Annotated in this window: 18 protein-coding genes and 1 tRNA gene; 13 read left to right on the forward strand and 6 right to left on the reverse strand. The window is 64.4% G+C overall.

Features of this window, described 5'->3' with window-relative positions:
- Positions 1-22: 22 nt before the first annotated feature.
- From HQR01_RS06035 to sucC, 3 genes are read right to left on the reverse strand one after another with little or no spacing between them, the layout of a single operon-like run.
- A complete protein-coding gene (locus HQR01_RS06035; protein ID WP_173213486.1) occupies positions 23-769 on the reverse strand; it encodes an electron transfer flavoprotein subunit beta/FixA family protein in 747 nt (248 codons plus the stop codon).
- 58 nt (positions 770-827) lie between these two features.
- A complete protein-coding gene (locus tag HQR01_RS06040; RefSeq protein ID WP_173213488.1) occupies positions 828-1,394 on the reverse strand; it encodes a DUF4274 domain-containing protein in 567 nt (188 codons plus the stop codon).
- Positions 1,395-1,409: 15 nt separating this feature from the next.
- On the reverse strand, positions 1,410-2,609 hold the full coding sequence (sucC, locus tag HQR01_RS06045) for an ADP-forming succinate--CoA ligase subunit beta (RefSeq protein ID WP_173213489.1): 1,200 nt from the start codon (positions 2,607-2,609) through the stop codon (positions 1,410-1,412).
- A gap of 120 nt (positions 2,610-2,729) precedes the next feature.
- On the opposite strand from sucC, the gene HQR01_RS06050 reads away from it, so the two are divergent.
- A complete protein-coding gene (locus tag HQR01_RS06050; RefSeq protein WP_173213491.1) occupies positions 2,730-3,509 on the forward strand; it encodes a 3'(2'),5'-bisphosphate nucleotidase CysQ in 780 nt (259 codons plus the stop codon).
- Positions 3,510-3,572: 63 nt separating this feature from the next.
- Here HQR01_RS06050 and HQR01_RS06055 read toward each other — a convergent pair whose 3' ends face one another.
- Positions 3,573-4,271 carry an OmpA family protein gene (locus tag HQR01_RS06055; protein WP_173213493.1) on the reverse strand — a complete coding sequence of 233 codons (699 nt, stop codon included), beginning with the start codon at positions 4,269-4,271 and terminating at the stop codon, positions 3,573-3,575.
- Positions 4,272-4,456: 185 nt separating this feature from the next.
- Between HQR01_RS06055 and HQR01_RS06060 the strand changes: the two genes are divergently transcribed.
- A complete protein-coding gene (locus HQR01_RS06060) occupies positions 4,457-5,776 on the forward strand; it encodes a hemolysin family protein (protein WP_173213495.1) in 1,320 nt (439 codons plus the stop codon).
- 50 nt (positions 5,777-5,826) lie between these two features.
- On the opposite strand, the gene HQR01_RS06065 is transcribed toward HQR01_RS06060, so the two are convergent.
- Positions 5,827-5,901, reverse strand: a tRNA-Thr gene (locus tag HQR01_RS06065).
- A 112-nt stretch (positions 5,902-6,013) separates the two neighbouring features.
- Between HQR01_RS06065 and HQR01_RS06070 the strand changes: the two genes are divergently transcribed.
- From HQR01_RS06070 to HQR01_RS06120, 11 genes are read left to right on the forward strand one after another with little or no spacing between them, the layout of a single operon-like run.
- Positions 6,014-6,157 carry a hypothetical protein gene (locus tag HQR01_RS06070; RefSeq protein WP_173213497.1) on the forward strand — a complete coding sequence of 48 codons (144 nt, stop codon included), beginning with the start codon at positions 6,014-6,016 and terminating at the stop codon, positions 6,155-6,157.
- A 37-nt stretch (positions 6,158-6,194) separates the two neighbouring features.
- On the forward strand, positions 6,195-6,881 hold the full coding sequence (gpmA, locus tag HQR01_RS06075) for a 2,3-diphosphoglycerate-dependent phosphoglycerate mutase (protein ID WP_173213499.1): 687 nt from the start codon (positions 6,195-6,197) through the stop codon (positions 6,879-6,881).
- A 1-nt stretch (position 6,882) separates the two neighbouring features.
- Positions 6,883-7,365 carry a 5-(carboxyamino)imidazole ribonucleotide mutase gene (gene purE / locus HQR01_RS06080; protein ID WP_173213501.1) on the forward strand — a complete coding sequence of 161 codons (483 nt, stop codon included), beginning with the start codon at positions 6,883-6,885 and terminating at the stop codon, positions 7,363-7,365.
- A complete protein-coding gene (locus HQR01_RS06085) occupies positions 7,365-8,420 on the forward strand; it encodes a 5-(carboxyamino)imidazole ribonucleotide synthase (protein ID WP_173213503.1) in 1,056 nt (351 codons plus the stop codon). The genes purE and HQR01_RS06085 overlap by 1 nt, the downstream gene beginning before the upstream one ends.
- Entirely contained in the window at positions 8,420-8,899 is a 480-nt protein-coding gene (locus HQR01_RS06090) for a dihydrofolate reductase (protein ID WP_173213505.1), read from the forward strand. The genes HQR01_RS06085 and HQR01_RS06090 overlap by 1 nt, the downstream gene beginning before the upstream one ends.
- Complete coding sequence (locus HQR01_RS06095; protein ID WP_173213507.1) at positions 8,896-10,077, forward strand: dipeptidase; 1,182 nt, start codon at positions 8,896-8,898, stop codon at positions 10,075-10,077. Before HQR01_RS06090 ends, HQR01_RS06095 begins: the two co-directional genes overlap by 4 nt.
- Positions 10,074-11,000, forward strand: a complete 927-nt coding sequence (locus HQR01_RS06100; RefSeq protein ID WP_173213509.1) for a bifunctional riboflavin kinase/FAD synthetase — start codon at positions 10,074-10,076, stop codon at positions 10,998-11,000. The genes HQR01_RS06095 and HQR01_RS06100 overlap by 4 nt, the downstream gene beginning before the upstream one ends.
- Positions 10,997-12,049: a glycerophosphodiester phosphodiesterase family protein gene (locus HQR01_RS06105; RefSeq protein ID WP_173213511.1), complete on the forward strand. Its 1,053-nt coding sequence runs from the start codon at positions 10,997-10,999 to the stop codon at positions 12,047-12,049. Before HQR01_RS06100 ends, HQR01_RS06105 begins: the two co-directional genes overlap by 4 nt.
- A 41-nt stretch (positions 12,050-12,090) precedes the next feature.
- Positions 12,091-15,018, forward strand: coding sequence for an isoleucine--tRNA ligase (gene ileS / locus HQR01_RS06110; RefSeq protein WP_173213512.1), 2,928 nt, complete (start codon positions 12,091-12,093; stop codon positions 15,016-15,018).
- A complete protein-coding gene (gene lspA / locus HQR01_RS06115) occupies positions 15,015-15,551 on the forward strand; it encodes a signal peptidase II (protein ID WP_173213513.1) in 537 nt (178 codons plus the stop codon). Before ileS ends, lspA begins: the two co-directional genes overlap by 4 nt.
- Positions 15,551-15,961 (forward strand): DUF3035 domain-containing protein, encoded by a 411-nt coding sequence (locus HQR01_RS06120; protein ID WP_173213514.1) that lies wholly within the window; start codon positions 15,551-15,553, stop codon positions 15,959-15,961. The genes lspA and HQR01_RS06120 overlap by 1 nt, the downstream gene beginning before the upstream one ends.
- Here the strand turns inward: HQR01_RS06120 and HQR01_RS06125 are convergent.
- On the reverse strand, positions 15,958-16,854 hold the full coding sequence (locus tag HQR01_RS06125; protein ID WP_173213515.1) for an SDR family oxidoreductase: 897 nt from the start codon (positions 16,852-16,854) through the stop codon (positions 15,958-15,960). The genes HQR01_RS06120 and HQR01_RS06125 overlap by 4 nt on opposite strands.
- Positions 16,855-16,857: the final 3 nt, after the last annotated feature.

A 16,857-nucleotide genomic window follows, 5' to 3' on the forward strand; every position in this document is an offset into this window, starting at 1 on the left:
ATTCCTTTCGTGTCCGGGTTGCTTAGGCGATGCCGAGGGCTTTGATCTTGGCAACCAGCTCGTCGACGTCGGCAACCTTGATGCCGGCCTGGCGCACGGGCGGCTCGGTGACCTTGAGCGTCTTGAGGCGCGGCGCGGTGTCGACGCCGTAGTCGGCCGGGCTCTTGGTATCGAGCGGCTTGGACTTGGCCTTCATGATGTTCGGCAGCGAAGCATAGCGCGGTTCATTGAGGCGCAGGTCGGTGGTGACGATCGCGGGCAGCGAGAGCTTCACGGTCTCGAGGCCGCCATCGACTTCGCGCTTCACGATAACGCTGTCGCCGTCGACTTCGACCGTGTTGGCGAAGGTGCCCTGCGGACGGCTCATGAGGGCGGCGAGCATCTGGCCGGTCTGGTTCGAATCGTCGTCGATGGCCTGCTTGCCCAGCAGGATCAGGCCAGGCTCTTCCGCCTCGGCGATTGCCTTGAGGATCTTGGCGACGGCCAGCGGCTCGACTTCGTCGTCGGTCTGGACCAGGATCGCGCGATCGGCACCCATGGCCAGCGCAGTGCGCAGCGTTTCCTGCGCCTTTGCCGGGCCAATGCTGACGGCGACGATTTCGGTCGCCTTACCCGCTTCCTTGATGCGAATGGCCTCTTCGACGGCGATTTCGTCGAAGGGGTTCATGCTCATCTTGACGTTGGCGAGGTCGACACCGGTACCATCCGCCTTCACGCGCGGCTTGACGTTGTAGTCGATCACCCGCTTGACGGGCACGAGGATCTTCATGGGGATTCCTTCCTCTCGAATGAATGTGACGCCCGCCTAGCTTGCGTTTACGTAAACGTCAATCCGAAGGGCGGTGTCGGCTCGCGCAAAGGTCAAGAACTTCGTACGGAATGCCTTCCTCGAACTGGCCGTTCTCGGCTGCCAGCATCTCTTCCATGATCCGCTTCGGATCATACTCAAAATTGGAGGATTCACCTGTTGTCGGCGAATCGATGCCTTGAGGAATGACCAATTCACGGTTCACCCGCGTGCCGGCTCCCAGGTTTATTAGGCCGCTCCCTGAGAGATGGGCATACTCTCCGAAGTCTTGAGTCTTGTATTTCCCTGCGGCCCAGCGTTCGGCGATAGTCAAAATCATATGATAATTGGCTTGGGGGAAATAGCGACCTGAGTCTCGCGCACCCAACTGCTCGTCGGTAAAGTAACTCGGCCCGGCGAGCCAGAAGAGATACTGCGCTGTTCCAGCATCGCACTCGTCCTGAGAGACGATCCAGCTAAGCTCTTCAACGCCGCTATCCCAGTTCTTTTCCTTGGCGACTTTGTCCCAATCAGCAGGACCCTTCGCCGCTAGCCACTTAAGTAGCTCCTGGCGGATGCATACATTGTAATCGTCGACCCAGCTCATTTATAGCCTTACCCTTCACGCCGCCTTCTTCACCTCGGCCACGATCTTGCGCGCGGCATCGCCGAGATCGTCGGCGCTGACGATGGCGAGGCCCGAACTGTCGAGGATCGCCTTGCCTTCGTTGACGTTGGTGCCTTCGAGCCGGACTACCAGCGGAACCGACAGGTTCACGTCCTTGGCCGCCTGGATGATGCCGTTGGCGATCACGTCGCACTTCATGATCCCGCCGAAGATATTGACGAGGATGCCCTCGACCGCCGGGTCCTTGAGGATGATCTTGAAGGCCGCGGTCACCTTCTCGGTGGTGGCGCCGCCGCCCACGTCGAGGAAGTTGGCGGGGAAGGCACCGTTGAGCTTGATGATGTCCATCGTCGCCATGGCCAAGCCCGCGCCGTTGACCATGCAGCCGATATTGCCGTCGAGCTTGATGTAGGCGAGATCGTATTCGCTCGCTTCGACTTCGGCCGGGTCTTCCTCGGTCTCGTCGCGCAGCGCTTCGATGTCCTTGTGGCGATAGAGCGCGTTCGAATCGAAGCTCATCTTGGCGTCGAGCACCATCAGCTTGCCATCGGTGCTTTCGACCAGCGGGTTGATCTCGAGCATCGAGCAGTCGGTCGCCATGAAGGCTTCGTAGAGCTGCTTGGCCAGCACCTGCGCCTGCTTGTTGAGGTCACCGGTCAGCTTGAGCGCGAAGGCCACCGCGCGGCCATGGTGCGGCATGAAGCCCTGCGCCGGGTCGATGGTGAAGGTGGTGATCTTTTCGGGCGTGTCGTGGGCGACGGCCTCGATATCCATTCCGCCTTCGGTCGACACGACAAAGGCGACGCGGCCGGTGGCACGGTCGACCAGCAGCGACAGGTAGTATTCCTTGGCGATATCGACGCCATCGGTGACATAGAGGCGGTTGACCTGCTTGCCGGCCTCTCCGGTCTGAACGGTCACCAGCGTATTGCCGAGCATTTCCTTGGCATTCGCTTCGACCTCTTCGAGCGTCTTGGCGAGGCGGACACCGCCCTTGGCGTCGGGGCTGAGTTCCTTGAACTTGCCCTTGCCGCGGCCGCCGGCGTGGATCTGCGCCTTGACCACGTAGAGCGGGCCGGGGAGCTGCTTCGCTGCGGCAACCGCTTCTTCGACGTTAAGCGCGGCATGGCCCGCGGGCACCGCGATGCCGAACTTGGCGAGCAATTCCTTGGCCTGGTATTCGTGGATGTTCATCGGTGGGCGTATCCTTCGCGTATTGCGCGTCTGGGAGGGAATGGGAGTCGCGCGCCGCATAAGCATGTCTGGGCCCGCTTGAAAAGTGCGTCGTTCGCGTGCAGGGCGCGCTGCCTTCCCATGATAGATAGTGCTCGCCTCGAATCGATTGTCTCCGAAGCGGGGCGGATCGCCCATGGTCTCTGGCCGGGCGCGGGCAATGCGCTGCGCAGCTGGGACAAATCGCCGAACAACCCCGTGTCCGAAGCCGACATCGCGGTCGACACTTTCCTCAAGCGCGAACTGGGTGCCCTGTTGCCCGCGGCCGGGTGGCTCAGCGAAGAGACTGCCGATGATCCTGCGCGCCTGGGACGCGACCTCATCTGGCTGGTCGACCCGGTCGACGGGACGCGCGATTTCATCAGGGGGCGCAGCGGCTGGGCCGTGTCGGTCGCGTTGATCAGCGCAGGCCGGCCCTTGATCGGGATCCTTTCGGCCCCCGCGCGTGGCGAGATATGGCAGGCCGTTGCCGGGCAGGGGGCCTGGCGCAATGGCCAGCGGCTCGTTGCCTCGACCCGTTCGGAGTTTCCAGGTTCGCGCGTCCCCGCCGTATCGCTGCCCAAGACCGACAGTGACCTGGTGACCGTCGACCAGCCCAATTCGATTGCATTGCGCATTGCGATGGTGGCGGCGGATGAAGCCGATCTGGTCGCCACGCTGCGCTGGGGCTTTGAATGGGACATCGCGGCCGCCGGTATGATCGCACGCGAAGCGGGAGCGGCAGTAACCGACGCCTATGGCAACAAGCTGGACTACAACAAGCGCGATCCGCGCGCCTTCGGGGTCCTGGCTTGCGCGCCGCTCATCCACGACGCGGCGGTTGCCCGTCTCGCCCCCCGCGCGGCCGAACTCGATGCCTAGAATGTAGGAAGGGGCCGACCTGGCGGCCGACCCCTTCGATTGCATGGCCAAACGGCCTTAGTGTCAGTAGCCTTGCGTACTCTGCGCGGCTTCCACGTCCTGCTGGTCGAACGGGATAATCTTGATCTCGACACGACGGTTGAGCGGCTCATTGACGCCGTCACCCGTCTGGATCTTCAGCCGGGTTTCACCGAAGCCCATCCAGCGAATGCGCGAAGAGCTGACTCCGCGGCTGATCAGGTAATTAGCCACCGCCTGCGCGCGTTGTTCCGACAGGCGCTGGTTCGATTCCATCGAACCGGTGGTGTCGGTGTGGCCGTACACGTCGACCAGGCTGTTGGGATACTGGACCAGGCTCGCCGCCACACGGTCGAGCACGTCGCGGAAGCCGGGCGAGATCGTGTAGCTGCCGGTCGAGAAGGTCACGCCATCGGGCAGGTTCACCAGAATCGCGTCCCCGCCGTCGACCTCGGTAACGTCCACGCCGGAACCGGCGGTCTGTTCCTTCAGTTCCTTGATCTGCTGGTCCATGCGATAGCCGACGTAGCCGCCGGCGGCGGCACCACCCACGGCGCCAATGATGCGGCCGGTCTTGCCGCCGATCACCCCGCCCAGAAGGCCACCAACGATAGCCCCGCCTGCGCCGCCGAGCACGGTGCGCGAGACCTTCTTCTCGCCGGTGTTGGGGTCGGTAACGCAGGCTGAGACGGTCAGCAGCGAAATGCTGGCGAGGCTTGCGGTCAGGATACGCGACTTTTTCATAAGGACTTTCCTCTATCTGCAGCGGGCTTGGGCCATCGCCGAACTGCCCCAGTGGGGATCCGGGGGAGTAACCCTACCTCTCTCTGATGTTCTAAACCGCTCAAAGCCTAGCCCGTTCCTGAACGAGTGACAGATAAGTTGCTGGAGGCGCTGGCGCGACGGTGCAATTGTGCTAGCTGAGAGACGTGACACCCTTCCCCTGGACCGACCTGCTGATCATCGCCGGGCTCATCGTGCTCAATGGCGTGTTCGCAATGAGCGAACTGGCCATCGTATCCGCGCGCACTGCGCGGCTGCGAGGAGCCGCGCAGAAAGGCGTCCGCGGCGCGCGCGTGGCACTGTCGCTCGCCGCGGAGCCGGGCAAGTTCCTCTCGACCGTCCAGATCGGCATTACCCTGATCGGGATTATTGCCGGCGCCTATTCGGGATCGAGCCTCGGGCCTCCCGTCGCCGCGCGCCTCTCGGCTGCCGGCTTTCCTGCGCAATGGGCCGAAGAGGTCGGTTTCGCACTGGTCATTGCCATCACCACCTATCTCAGCCTGGTTGTTGGCGAACTCGTGCCCAAGCAGGTCGCGCTGCGCGCGGCTGTGCCGATCGCCATCTACATGGCGCGCCCGATGGCCTTTCTGGCCCGTGTCGCTGCGCCGCTGGTTTGGCTGCTCGATGCTTCGTCCGGCTTGCTCATTCGCCTGCTTGGCGTGCGCCCGGCTGGGCAAGGTTCGGTAACCGCCGAAGAACTCCACATGCTGTTTGCCGAAGCCACCCGCACCGGCGTGATCGAGCACGAACAGCACCAGATGCTGCAAGGCGTGGTGCGCCTGGCCCAGCGTCCGGTGCGCGAACTGATGACGCCGCGCACCGCGGTCGACTGGATCGACAGCGGCGCCGATACGGCAGCGATCCGCGAAGCCATCGATGCCAGCCCGCACTCGCTGCTGCCGGTCGCCGAAGGTTCGCCAGACAAGGTGCTTGGCGTGGTCAAGGTGCGCGACATCCTGTCGCGACTGGTGACGGGTGAAGCCATCGATCTCGCCGCGCTGATGAAAAAGGCAGAGGTGGTCCCGGACCAGCTCGATGCGGTCGACGCCCTTCGGGTGCTGCAGCAGGCCGAAGTCGCCATGGCCATGGTCCACGATGAATACGGCCATCTCGACGGGATCGTCACTCCGGTCGACTTGTTGACCGCACTGGTCGGTGATTTCGTCAGCGACCAGGACCCGGGCGACGCTCCGGGAATCATTGAACGCGAAGACGGCAGCCTGCTGGTTGCCGGCTCGCTCTCGGCCGACGTGCTCGCCGATCGCCTGGCTCTGGAATACGGCGACGACCGTGAGTTCGGCACGGCTGCGGGCTATGCCCTCCATGTGCTCAAGCGCTTGCCGAAGGAAGGCGAGCACTTCCATGATCAGGGCTGGCGTTTCGAGGTGGTCGACATGGATGGCCGCCGGATCGACAAGCTGCTGGTGTCGCAAGTGAGCGGCGAGCGCGTCGCTGACGAGGCTTAGCCGCAAGGGGCGCACTGATCGATGATCGGTGCGGTTTGCCATGAGGGGAATGGTGCTGCTGGGGAGGATTGAACTCCCGGCCTCACCCTTACCAAGGGTGCGCTCTACCACTGAGCTACAGCAGCACGGATCCTCCGCGAGACGCTCGCGGGGTGGAGGCGCGCGCTATTGGCAGGACGGGCGCGAATGTCAACCTGCAGCTTGCGGCACAGCGCGATTTTGGCGAAAGGTTGCGCGATGTCCGCTGCGAACGAACCGATGAGCCGTGAAGAACGGCTCGCTGCGAAACTCCGTGAGAACCTGCGCCGTCGCAAGGAGCAGGGACGGGAAATGCGCGAATCACAAGCGACAAGCCTTCCCAAGGGCGATGTGGGCGGCTAACGCGCCTTGCTCCTAGGGGAATAACGGGAGCCTCCCATTGTCCAAGCTTGTCCTTGTCCGCCACGGCCAGAGCGAGTGGAACCTCGCCAACCGTTTCACCGGTTGGTGGGACGTCGACCTGACCGCACAAGGCGAAGCCGAGGCGCGGGCCGCGGGCGACCTGCTGGCGGAAAAGGGCGTATTGCCGACGGTGGCCTTCACCTCGCTGCAAACCCGCGCGATCAGGACGCTGCATTTCGCGCTCGAAGGCTGTGGGCGCCTATGGATCCCGGAGACCAAGGACTGGCGCCTGAACGAGCGTCACTACGGTGGGCTGACCGGTCTCGACAAGCAGCAGACGCGTGAGCGCCACGGCGATGAGCAGGTGCATATCTGGCGGCGCAGTTTCGACGTGCCGCCGCCTGAGCTCGAGCCGGGCAGTGAATTCGATCTCTCCACCGACCCGCGCTATGCCGGGATCGATGTGCCGCGCACCGAGAGCCTCAAACTGACGATCGAACGCGTGCTGCCCTATTGGGAAGAGACGATCCTGCCGCAGCTCGGCAAAGGCGAAACGGTCATCATCTCGGCCCACGGCAATTCGCTGCGCGCATTGGTCAAGCACCTCTCGGGCATTTCCGATGAGGAGATCACCGGGCTCGAAATCCCTACCGGCCAGCCGATCGTCTATGAATTCGACGGCACGCAGGTGGCGGGCGAGCGCTATTACCTGAAGGACGCGTGATATGGCTGCAAAGGTCGCCATCGTCATGGGGAGCCAGTCTGACTGGGAGACCATGGCCTGTGCTGCGGAGGTCCTCGACGAGCTGGGTGTCGACACCGACGTCAGGATCGTCTCGGCCCATCGCACGCCCGATCGCATGTATGACTTCGCCAAGGGCGCGGTGAATGCAGGGATCGAAGTGATCATTGCCGGGGCCGGTGGTGCGGCGCATCTGCCCGGCATGATTGCGGCACTGACCCATGTTCCGGTGCTCGGCGTGCCGGTCCAGTCCAAGGCGCTTTCGGGGCAGGACAGCCTGCTCTCGATCGTCCAGATGCCCGCGGGGGTGCCGGTCGGAACGCTTGCCATCGGCAAACCGGGGGCGACCAATGCGGGCCTGCTCGCGGCGGCAATCCTCGCCAATCACGACGCCGCACTGTCGCAGCGACTGCAGGATTGGCGCGCGGCACGCAGCGCCGCGGTGACGGAGCGCCCAGAAGACTGATGCTGGCGAGAGGGGGCACGATCGGCATGTTGGGCGGCGGCCAGCTTGGCCGGATGATGGCGGTCGCGGCTGCCCAGCTCGGTTACCGCTGCATCGGCTATGCACCGCAGGGCGAGGCGGTCGCCGAACAGCTGTGCGACGGCTTCTTCACCAATGCCTGGGACGATCACGCCGCGCTGGCGGAATTCGCCGCGCAATGTGACGTGGTGACCTGGGAGTTCGAGAACGTCCCCGTTGCCACCGCCCAGGCCATCCCCGCCGATCGCGTCTTCCCCCACCCGCGCGCGCTCGAGACTGCGCAGGACCGGCTGACCGAGAAACGCTTCATCGAGGATCTTGGCGGAAGGCCTGCGGCCTATGCGCGCGTCGACTCTGCAGCGGAACTCGCGGCAGCGGTCGACCGTCTGGGTGCGCCGGGTATCCTCAAGACACGGCGCGACGGTTACGATGGCAAGGGCCAGTGGCGGATCATGTCGGCACGCGATGCCGACGCATTGCGCCTGCCCGACGTACCGCTGATCTACGAGGGTTTCGTCGAATTCGAAGCCGAGTTCTCGGTCATCCTGGTGCGGGGCCGCGATGGCGAGATGCGCGTGTGGGATTCGCCGCGCAACACGCATGCAGAAGGCATTCTTGCCACCTCCGCGCTCCCTGCAGGCTCCGTCATCGAAGCGCAGGTGGCCGAAGCGCGCAGGCTGGCTGAAAAGGTTGCGAGCGCGCTCGACTATGTCGGCGTGCTGACGCTCGAGTTCTTCGCCACGCGCGAAGGGCCGATCTTCAACGAGATGGCGCCGCGCGTCCACAATTCGGGTCACTGGACGATCGAGGGTGCCGCGACGAGCCAGTTCGAGAACCACATCCGCGCAGTTGCGGGGCTGCCCTTGGGGGACACCCATACCGTGGCCAGCAAGGTGGTGATGACCAATATCGTCGGCGACGATATTCTGGGTGCGCAGCAGTGCCTGTCGCTGCCCGACACGCATTTGCACGACTACGGCAAGGCGGAAGTGCGCGAGGGGCGCAAGATGGGCCACGTCACCCAGCTTGAGCGCTGATGGGACTGTTCCTGATCTATGCCCGCGCCGCCAACGGCAGCATCGGCAAGGACGGTGGCTTGCCCTGGCATCTTCCTGCCGACCTCAAGCACTTCAAGGCGCTGACGCTGGGCAAGCCGATGATCATGGGCCGCAAGACTTTCGAGAGCCTGCCCGGCCTGCTTCCCGGGCGCCGCCACATCGTGCTGACCCGCAGCGCGGGCTGGCAGGCGGACGGCGCCGAAGTCGTTGGCACGATCGACGACGCGATTGAGCGTGCGGGCGGCGGCGACGCCGCGGTAATTGGCGGGGCGGCGGTCTTCGAGCTGTTCCTGCCGCATGCGGAGCGCATCGAACTCACACAGATTCATGCCGACTATCCCGGCGACACTTTCATGGGTGAGCTCGGTCCCGAATGGACAATTGCCGCGCGCGAAGATCATGATGCACAGGGTGAGGCGCCTGCCCACAGTTTCCTGACGCTGGAGCGAACACGATGAAACGCAAGATCCTGATCGGCCTGGGTGGCGTGTTGCTCGCGGCAATCTTCGGCTTCTTCCTGTTCGCGCCCGGCATGATCGAGCGCGACATGAACAAGATCGACGGACAACCGCTGATCGAGGTTTCGGACGAGGCGAAGGCGTTGCATGCGACGCTCGAGATCGTCGATTTGCATTCGGACACGTTGCTGTGGAAGCGCGACCTGCTCGAGCGCTCGGATCGCGGCCACATGGATCTTCCGCGTCTGCGCGAAGGCAATGTCGCGCTGCAGGTCTTCTCCAGCGTGACCAAGACGCCCAAAGGCCAGAACTACGATGCCAATGGCGCCGACACCGACAACATAACCTTGCTGACCTTTGCGCAGCTCCAGCCGATGCGGACATGGACCAGCCTGCTCGAACGTTCGCTGTGGCACGCGAAAAAGCTGGAAACAGCGATCGAGACCGCGCGCTTCGAGATGTATCAGGTCTGGACTCCGGCGGATGTCGACAGGCTGCTGAAAGCGCGGGAGGATGCGGTCAAGCCGGTCGGCGCGCTGTTCAGCGCAGAGGGCCTGCAAAGCCTCGAAGGCAATCTCGACAATCTCGACACGCTCTATAGTGCGGGGATGCGCATGGCGGGGCTGACGCATTTCTTCGACAACGACCTCGCCGGTTCGATGCACGGGCTGGAGAAGGGCGGGCTGACCGACAAGGGGCGCGAGGCGGTGCGGCGGATGGAGCGGATGGGCATGATCGTCGATATCGCGCATTGCAGCCACAAATGCGTCGCCGACATCCTCGCCATGGCACAGCGTCCGGTCGTTTCGAGCCACGGCGGGGTGCAGGCGACCTGCAAGGTCAATCGCAACCTCACCGACGAAGAGATCCGCGGCGTTGCCGCCACCGGAGGGGTGGTGGGGATCGGCTACTGGGATGCGGCCATCTGCGATACCAGCCCGCGCGCTGCGGCCAAGGCGATGAAGCATGTGCGCGATCTCGTGGGGATTGAACATGTCGCGCTGGGCAGCGATTACGATGGAGCGACCACCGTACGCTTCGACACCTCGCAGCTGGTGCAGGTGACGCAGGCGCTGATCGACGAAGGCTTCTCGCCGGAAGAGACCCGTGCGGCCATGGGGGGTAATGCGCTGCGGGTGATCCGCGCCGGACTGGTGCCGCAAGGGACCGCGCAATGAGATTCCTCGACCACCGTGATCCCCTGCCGGAGAGCCTGCGCGGAGCGATCGTCGCGCTGGGCAATTTCGATGGGTTCCACCTTGGCCACCAGGCCGTGGCGGGCGAAGCGATCCGTTGGGCCCGCGCCGAGGGCCGCCCGGCGATCATCGCCACCTTCGATCCCCATCCGGTGCGCCACTTCAAGCCCGATACCGCACCTTTTCGCCTGACCACGCTCGAGCAGCGGCAGGAACTCTACCTCGCCGCCGGGGCCACCGCGATGCTGGTGTTCCATTTCGACGGTGAACTGGCGGGCACCACGGCGGAGGATTTCGTCAAGCGCCTGCTCGCCGAACACCTCGGCGTGGCCGGAGTGGTAACTGGCGAGGATTTTACCTTCGGCAAGGCGCGCGGCGGCAATTTCGAGAAGCTGGTCGAGCTCGGCCGCGAGGTCGGGATCGAAGCGCGCGCCGTCCCGCCCGTCATGGAAGGGGGTGAGCCCGTCTCGTCGAGTCGGGTGCGCGATGCCCTGGTAGCGGGCGATCCGCAGGAAGCGGCGCGGCTGCTTACCCGCCCCTTCGCCATCCGCGGCGTGGTCCAGCACGGCGACAAGCGCGGGCGTGAAATCGGCTATCCCACTGCCAATCTCCCGGTCGAACATTACCTGCGCCCCCGATATGGGATCTATGCCGTGACCGGCCGCATCCTTGCGACCGGACAGCTGCTCAAGGGCGCGGCCAATATCGGCGTGCGCCCACAGTTCGACCCACCCAAGGAGCTGCTAGAGCCTTATTTCTTCGATTTCTCCGGCGACCTCTATGGCCAGGAACTCGAGGTGGCCTTCCACCACTTCCTGCGTGGCGAGGCGAAGTTCGATTCGCTCGATGCGCTGACCGAACAAATGGCCCGCGACTGCGACCAGGCGAGAGACCTGCTTTCGTGAAGAAATGGCTGATGCGCCTCGGCACCGCTGCGGCGGTGGGGTTCCTTGCGCTGACCGTGCTCAACGCCAGCTGGCTGGCGCCGCAGCCGAAAGGCGCGGTCAAGCTGGTAGCACATCGTGGGCTCGCCCAGCTTTCCGACAGCGAGGCGGCTGGTTTCGACAGCTGTACCGTCACCCGAATTGAAGAGCCGATCCACGACTATCTCGAGAACTCCACCCGTTCGATCGCCCGGGCGGCGAAGCTGGGGGCAACGCTGGTCGAAGTGGATGTCATGCCGACCAGCGACGGGCAGGTCGCACTGTTCCAGGATGCGACGCTCGATTGCCGCACTGACGGCACGGGCGCAACGCGCGGCAAGACACTGGCCGAGCTGAAGGCGCTCGATGCGGGGCATGGCTATACTGCCGATGGCGGCAAGACCTACCCGTTCCGCGGCAAGGGCGTGGGCGCGATCCCCTCGCTCGAAGAAGCGCTGGCGGTCACCGGGCGGGCGCGCCTGCTCTACCGCTTCACCAGCGATGACCCGAGAGAGGCCGAGCTGCTCGCCGCTGCGCTCAAGGCGTCCGGGCGCAATGTCGGACCGCGCGGCGATGCCTTCGTCGGTCCGAGTGCGCCGATCGAGCGCATTCGGGAGCTACTGCCCGATGCCTGGGCCTATACCGTCGAGGAGGGCGAGGCCTGTACCCGCGCCTATGTCGCGCTCGGCTGGAGCGGCTATGTGCCCGAAAGCTGCCGTGGCGGGACGATCTTCGTCCCGCTCGATTCCCAATGGGCGATGTGGGGTTGGCCCAACCGCATGATCGCGCGGATGGAGGCGCACGGTACGCACATTGTGGTGGTGCGCTCGTCGGGCGAGAACGGCCCTGCGGGGCTCGACCTCCCCGAACAGCTTGGCGAGATTCCCAACACCTTCAACGGCTATGCCATGGTCGATGACGGGTTCGCGGTGATCCCCGCCCTGATCCAGCGCTTCGACGATCGCAGCCAGGAAGAAATCGACACGGTCTATCGCGGGCTCGAAGCTCGCCGGCTGCGGCGCGGCGATTGACGCTTTAAAGCCGACGCCAAATCCCCTAACGGCTCGCCTCTATGTCAGAACAGCGCGACTACAGAGACACGGTCTTCCTGCCGAAGACCGATTTCCCCATGAAGGCCGGACTCCCGCAGAAGGAGCCGACGATTGCTGCGCGCTGGCAGGACGAGAAGCTCTATGAAGCGCTGCGAGCAGCGCGCAAGGGGCGCGAGAAGTTCATCTTCCACGATGGCCCGCCCTACGCCAATGGCGACATGCACATCGGCCATGCGCTCAACCACACGCTCAAGGACATGGTCTGTCGCACGCAGAACCTGCTGGGCAAGGATGCGCCCTACGTTCCGGGCTGGGACTGCCACGGCCTGCCGATCGAATGGAAGGTCGAAGAGCAATATCGCAAGGACAAGAAGGCCAAGCCGGTGCTGTCGGGCAACGGCCGCAACGAGGCTGAGGTCAAGGCCTTCCGCGATGAATGCCGCGCCTATGCCCAGCACTGGGTCGACGTCCAGCGTGAGCAGCTGAAGCGCCTCGGCGTAATGGCCGATTGGGACAATCCCTACCTCACCATGCAGAAGGAAAGCGAAGCGATCATCGTCGCCGAGCTGATGAAGCTGGCCGAGGCGGGCAATCTCTATCGCGGTTCGAAGCCGGTGATGTGGTCCCCGGTCGAGGAAACCGCGCTGGCCGAAGCCGAGGTCGAGTACGAGGACATCGTTTCGACTCAGATTGACGTGGCGTTCGAGATCATTGACGGCCCGCTCCCCAACATCGCTGGAACTCACGCGGTCATCTGGACGACGACGCCGTGGACGATTCCGGTCAATCAAGCGATCGCCTACGGGCCCGAGGTCGAATATGTCATCCTGCATGTTCACACTCAGCCTGAAAACGAAGTAGCGAAGACCGCCAAGGTTTCCGACGTCCTCATTGCAGAAGCACTCGTCGAGCAATTCTCGGTTCGCGTGGGCATTTCGCCAGCCCATTACGAGATCGTCTGGCGTGGCAAAGGCTCTGACCTCGCCGGCACCGTCGCCCGCCACCCGATGCACCATCTCGGCGGGTTCTATGCCAAGCCGCGTCCCTTCCTACCGGGTGATTTCGTCACCACCGACAGCGGCACCGGCCTCGTCCACATGTCGCCTGACCATGGCGAGGACGATTTCGAGCTGTGCAAGGCGAACGGGATCGAGCCGCAATTCGCGGTGATGAACGACGGGCGCTATCGCGATGACTGGCCCTGGTTGGGCGGGAGCGACGAGCGCCGCCGCAGCGTCATCAACAAGCCCTTCAATGCGCCCGAGGGACCGATCTGTTCGGACCTGCGCGAAGCCGGCGCTCTGCTCGCCGCGTCCGAGGATTACCAGCACTCATACCCGCATAGCTGGCGTTCGAAGGCCAAGGTCATCTTCCGCTGCACCCCGCAATGGTTCGTGCCGATGGACAAGCCGTTGGGCGTGGGTGATTTCGACGTCGCCCCGGGTAGTCCTTTCGGCGGGGCGATCGCACCCTTCGTCAGTCACGACCATTCGACGCTGCGCGAACGCGCGATGCAGGCCATCGCCGATACGCGCTTCGTGCCCGAAAAGGGCCGGAACCGTCTTGGCAGCATGGTCGAAGGGCGGCCCGACTGGGTGCTCAGCCGCCAGCGCGCCTGGGGCGTGCCGATCACGCTCTTCGTGCGCTCCGACGGCAGCTATCTGCAGGACCCCGGCGTCAACGCGCGCGTGATCGCGGCGGTGCGCGACGAGGGCATGGACGCCTGGAACGACGGCAACAAGGCCGCCTTCCTCGGCCCGGATTACGACCCCAACGAATTCGAGATGGTCACCGACATTCTCGACGTATGGTTCGATTCGGGCTGTACCCACGCCTTCGTGCTCGAAAGCGGACGCTGGGGCGATGTGCAATGGCCCGCCGACCTCTACCTCGAAGGCAGCGACCAGCATCGCGGCTGGTTCCAGTCCTCGCTGCTCGAAAGCTGCGCCACGCGCGGCCGCGCGCCCTACGACCAGATCCTCACCCATGGCTTCACCATGGCGAGCGATGGGCGGAAGATGTCGAAGAGCCTCGGCAACACTGTAGACCCGATCAAGGTGATGGAAACCTATGGCGCGGACATCATCCGCCTGTGGGCGCTGAGCGTCGATTTCACCGAGGATCACCGCATCGGTGACGAGATCCTCAAGGGCGTCGCCGACCAGTACCGCAAGCTGCGCAACACCTTCCGTTACCTGCTCGGTGCGCTCGACGGGTTCGACTATGAGAGCGAGCATGTCGGGTTTGCCGAAATGCCCGAGCTCGAGCGGTACATGCTCGACCGGCTGGTAGCGCTCGATGCGACGATCCGCCGCGCGATCGTCGACTACGACTTCAACGAATACACCCGCGCGCTGATCGACTTCTGCAACGAAGACCTCTCCGCCTTCTTCTTCGATATCCGCAAGGACCGGCTCTATTGCGACGATCCGGCGGGAACCGAACGGCGCGCCTATCGCACCGTGCTCGATATCCTGTTCCAGGCGCTGGTCCGCTATGCCGCGCCGGTGCTGGTGTTCACCGCCGAAGAGGTATGGGGGACGCGTTTTCCCGATCGCGGCAGCGTCCACCTGCTCGAAGTGCACGAGTTACCCGCCGAATGGAGCGACCCGGCCCTGGCCACCCGCTTCGCTGCCCTGCGCGCACTGCGTGAGGAAGTGACCGAAGCGATCGAGCCGCTGCGCCGCGACAAGACCATCCGCTCCAGCCTCGAGGCCGAAGTGGCCGTGCCCGCCGCGCGCGTCCCCACGGGCTTCAGCGATGCCGATCTTGCCGAGCTGTTCATCACCGCGTCAGTGACGCGCGGCGATAGCGAGGGCGTGAGTGTGGGCCGGACATCCGAACACAAGTGCGGGCGCTGCTGGCGCCTGCTCCCCAGCGTGCCCGAAGACGGCGCGCTTTGCGACCGCTGCGAGCCGATGGTCGCGGGCATGGATGCGGCCGTATGACCGCAGTGCTGCGCTATCGCCTGATCGGCTGTGCCTTGGCGCTGCTGGTCCTGGCCATCGACCAGTGGACCAAGTGGTACGTCACCGGGCCGTTGAGCATCGATGAAGTAGGCGATTCGATGCAGATCGTCTCGATCTTCGATCTGCGCTTCACCCGCAATTTCGGTGTCTCGCTCGGCATGTTCGAAGCGACCAGCCCGGAAATGCGCTGGGGCCTGGTGCTCGTCACCGGACTGATCGCGCTCACTGTGACCATCTGGATGCTGCGCGAGAAATTGCTGGGCGATATCCTTGCGCTGGCGCTGATCCTTGGTGGGGCGCTGGGCAATATCCGGGACCGTTACGAGTTCGGCTATGTCGTCGATTTCGCCGATCTGCACTTCGGTACCTGGCGCCCGTTCCTGATCTTCAACGTTGCCGATGCGGCTATCACCATCGGCGTTCTCATCGTTCTTGCGCGGGCACTCTTCATGCGCGACAAGGACAGCGATACCGAGACCCCAGAGGCGCCTGGCGCCGCGGAGACCATCTGATGAACAAGCTTGCCCGTTTCGCCCTCGCTGCCGGCCTCGCCGCCATGACCGCGGCCTGCGGTGGCGGCGGCATCTTCAATCGCGACCGGCCCGACGAGATGGCGGTGCAGCGGCAGGCCCCGCTGGTGGTCCCGCCCGATTTCAACCTGACCCCGCCCGCCCCTGGCGCGCCGCGCCCGGGTGAAGGCACCGCGGCCGAGCAGGCGCTCGACGCGCTGTTCGGCGGGCCGGCTCCGCGTTCGCGGGTCGAAACCAGCGTGCTCGACCGCGCCGGTGCGGCGGATCCCGGCATCCGCTCCAACGTCGGCGATCCCGGCACTGCGACCGTTGCCAAGGGTTCGGTCACTCGCGACATCATCGCAGCCCCTGAGGGCGACGGTGCCAGCGCGCAGGCCGTGATTCCGGGTTAAGTCGTCCGCTCCGCCTTGTCGGCGGCGTTGGTGTTCTTGATCATCGCCCGCATCTGCTCCCACTCGGCATCGCCGAGGCCGTGGAGTGCACCCCAGAAGGTCCCGCCGGTCGCCTGATAGCCGGCACCATCAATCGCGATGGTCTGGCCGTTCACCCATTCGGCACCCGGCCCCATCAGGAATACGGCAAGGTTGGCGAGTTCGTGCATCTCGCCATGGCGGCCCATCGGATTCATGTCGTGCCGTGAATTGTCGCCATGCCCGCCGGGCGCAAGCCGCGCGCTCATGCCCTTGGTCGGGAATAGGCCGGGTGCAATGGCATTGAAGCGCAGGCCATAGCGTCCCCATTCGACCGCCAGGCTCTGGGTCATGATGTTGATCCCCGCCTTGCTCATCGCGCTCGGCACCACGAAGGCGCCACCATTCCACACCCAGGTGGTCAGGATGGCGAGGAAGCTCGCCTTGCGTCCCTCGGCGATCAATCGGGTGCCGATCTCATGCGTGACATAGAAGGTCCCGCGAAAGACGATGTCGCTGATGGCGTTGAAACCGTTGATCGACAGGTCTTCGGTGCGGCTGATGAAATTGCCCGCGGCATTATTGACCACGCCGGTCAGCGGGCCATGCGTCCAGATCGCGTCGACCATTGCCTTGATCGCTTCAGGCGAACGGATGTCGCAGGCATGGCCCACAACCTTGCCGCCAAGTGCCGCCATCAGCTCTTCGGCGGTCTCGTCGAGCTTGCCTTGCCGCCGGCCGCAGATGTGAACCTCGGCGCCCAGCTTCAGGAAAGCTTCGCTCATCTCACGCCCCAGGCCGGTGCCACCGCCAGTGACCAGGATCCGCTCGCCTTCCATCAGCCCTTCGCGAAACATCAGCTTCGAAATGTCCATGGC

The sequence above is a fragment of the Erythrobacter mangrovi genome (assembly GCF_013260645.1).
Classification (GTDB): Bacteria; Pseudomonadota; Alphaproteobacteria; order Sphingomonadales; family Sphingomonadaceae; genus Qipengyuania; species Qipengyuania mangrovi.

What these genes read in the sequence shown, in the direction of transcription:
- HQR01_RS06070 (WP_173213497.1), top strand. Translation starts at nt 6,014, where the DNA reads ATGTCCGCTGCGAACGAACCGATGAGCCGTGAAGAACGGCTCGCTGCG.
- HQR01_RS06035 (WP_173213486.1), bottom strand. Translation starts at nt 769, where the DNA reads ATGAAGATCCTCGTGCCCGTCAAGCGGGTGATCGACTACAACGTCAAG.
- HQR01_RS06055 (WP_173213493.1), bottom strand. Translation starts at nt 4,271, where the DNA reads ATGAAAAAGTCGCGTATCCTGACCGCAAGCCTCGCCAGCATTTCGCTG.
- HQR01_RS06050 (WP_173213491.1), top strand. Translation starts at nt 2,730, where the DNA reads ATGATAGATAGTGCTCGCCTCGAATCGATTGTCTCCGAAGCGGGGCGG.
- HQR01_RS06120 (WP_173213514.1), top strand. Translation starts at nt 15,551, where the DNA reads ATGAACAAGCTTGCCCGTTTCGCCCTCGCTGCCGGCCTCGCCGCCATG.
- HQR01_RS06095 (WP_173213507.1), top strand. Translation starts at nt 8,896, where the DNA reads ATGAAACGCAAGATCCTGATCGGCCTGGGTGGCGTGTTGCTCGCGGCA.
- HQR01_RS06085 (WP_173213503.1), top strand. Translation starts at nt 7,365, where the DNA reads ATGCTGGCGAGAGGGGGCACGATCGGCATGTTGGGCGGCGGCCAGCTT.
- purE (WP_173213501.1), top strand. Translation starts at nt 6,883, where the DNA reads ATGGCTGCAAAGGTCGCCATCGTCATGGGGAGCCAGTCTGACTGGGAG.
- HQR01_RS06040 (WP_173213488.1), bottom strand. Translation starts at nt 1,394, where the DNA reads ATGAGCTGGGTCGACGATTACAATGTATGCATCCGCCAGGAGCTACTT.
- HQR01_RS06100 (WP_173213509.1), top strand. Translation starts at nt 10,074, where the DNA reads ATGAGATTCCTCGACCACCGTGATCCCCTGCCGGAGAGCCTGCGCGGA.
- ileS (WP_173213512.1), top strand. Translation starts at nt 12,091, where the DNA reads ATGTCAGAACAGCGCGACTACAGAGACACGGTCTTCCTGCCGAAGACC.
- sucC (WP_173213489.1), bottom strand. Translation starts at nt 2,609, where the DNA reads ATGAACATCCACGAATACCAGGCCAAGGAATTGCTCGCCAAGTTCGGC.
- HQR01_RS06125 (WP_173213515.1), bottom strand. Translation starts at nt 16,854, where the DNA reads ATGGACATTTCGAAGCTGATGTTTCGCGAAGGGCTGATGGAAGGCGAG.
- HQR01_RS06090 (WP_173213505.1), top strand. Translation starts at nt 8,420, where the DNA reads ATGGGACTGTTCCTGATCTATGCCCGCGCCGCCAACGGCAGCATCGGC.
- lspA (WP_173213513.1), top strand. Translation starts at nt 15,015, where the DNA reads ATGACCGCAGTGCTGCGCTATCGCCTGATCGGCTGTGCCTTGGCGCTG.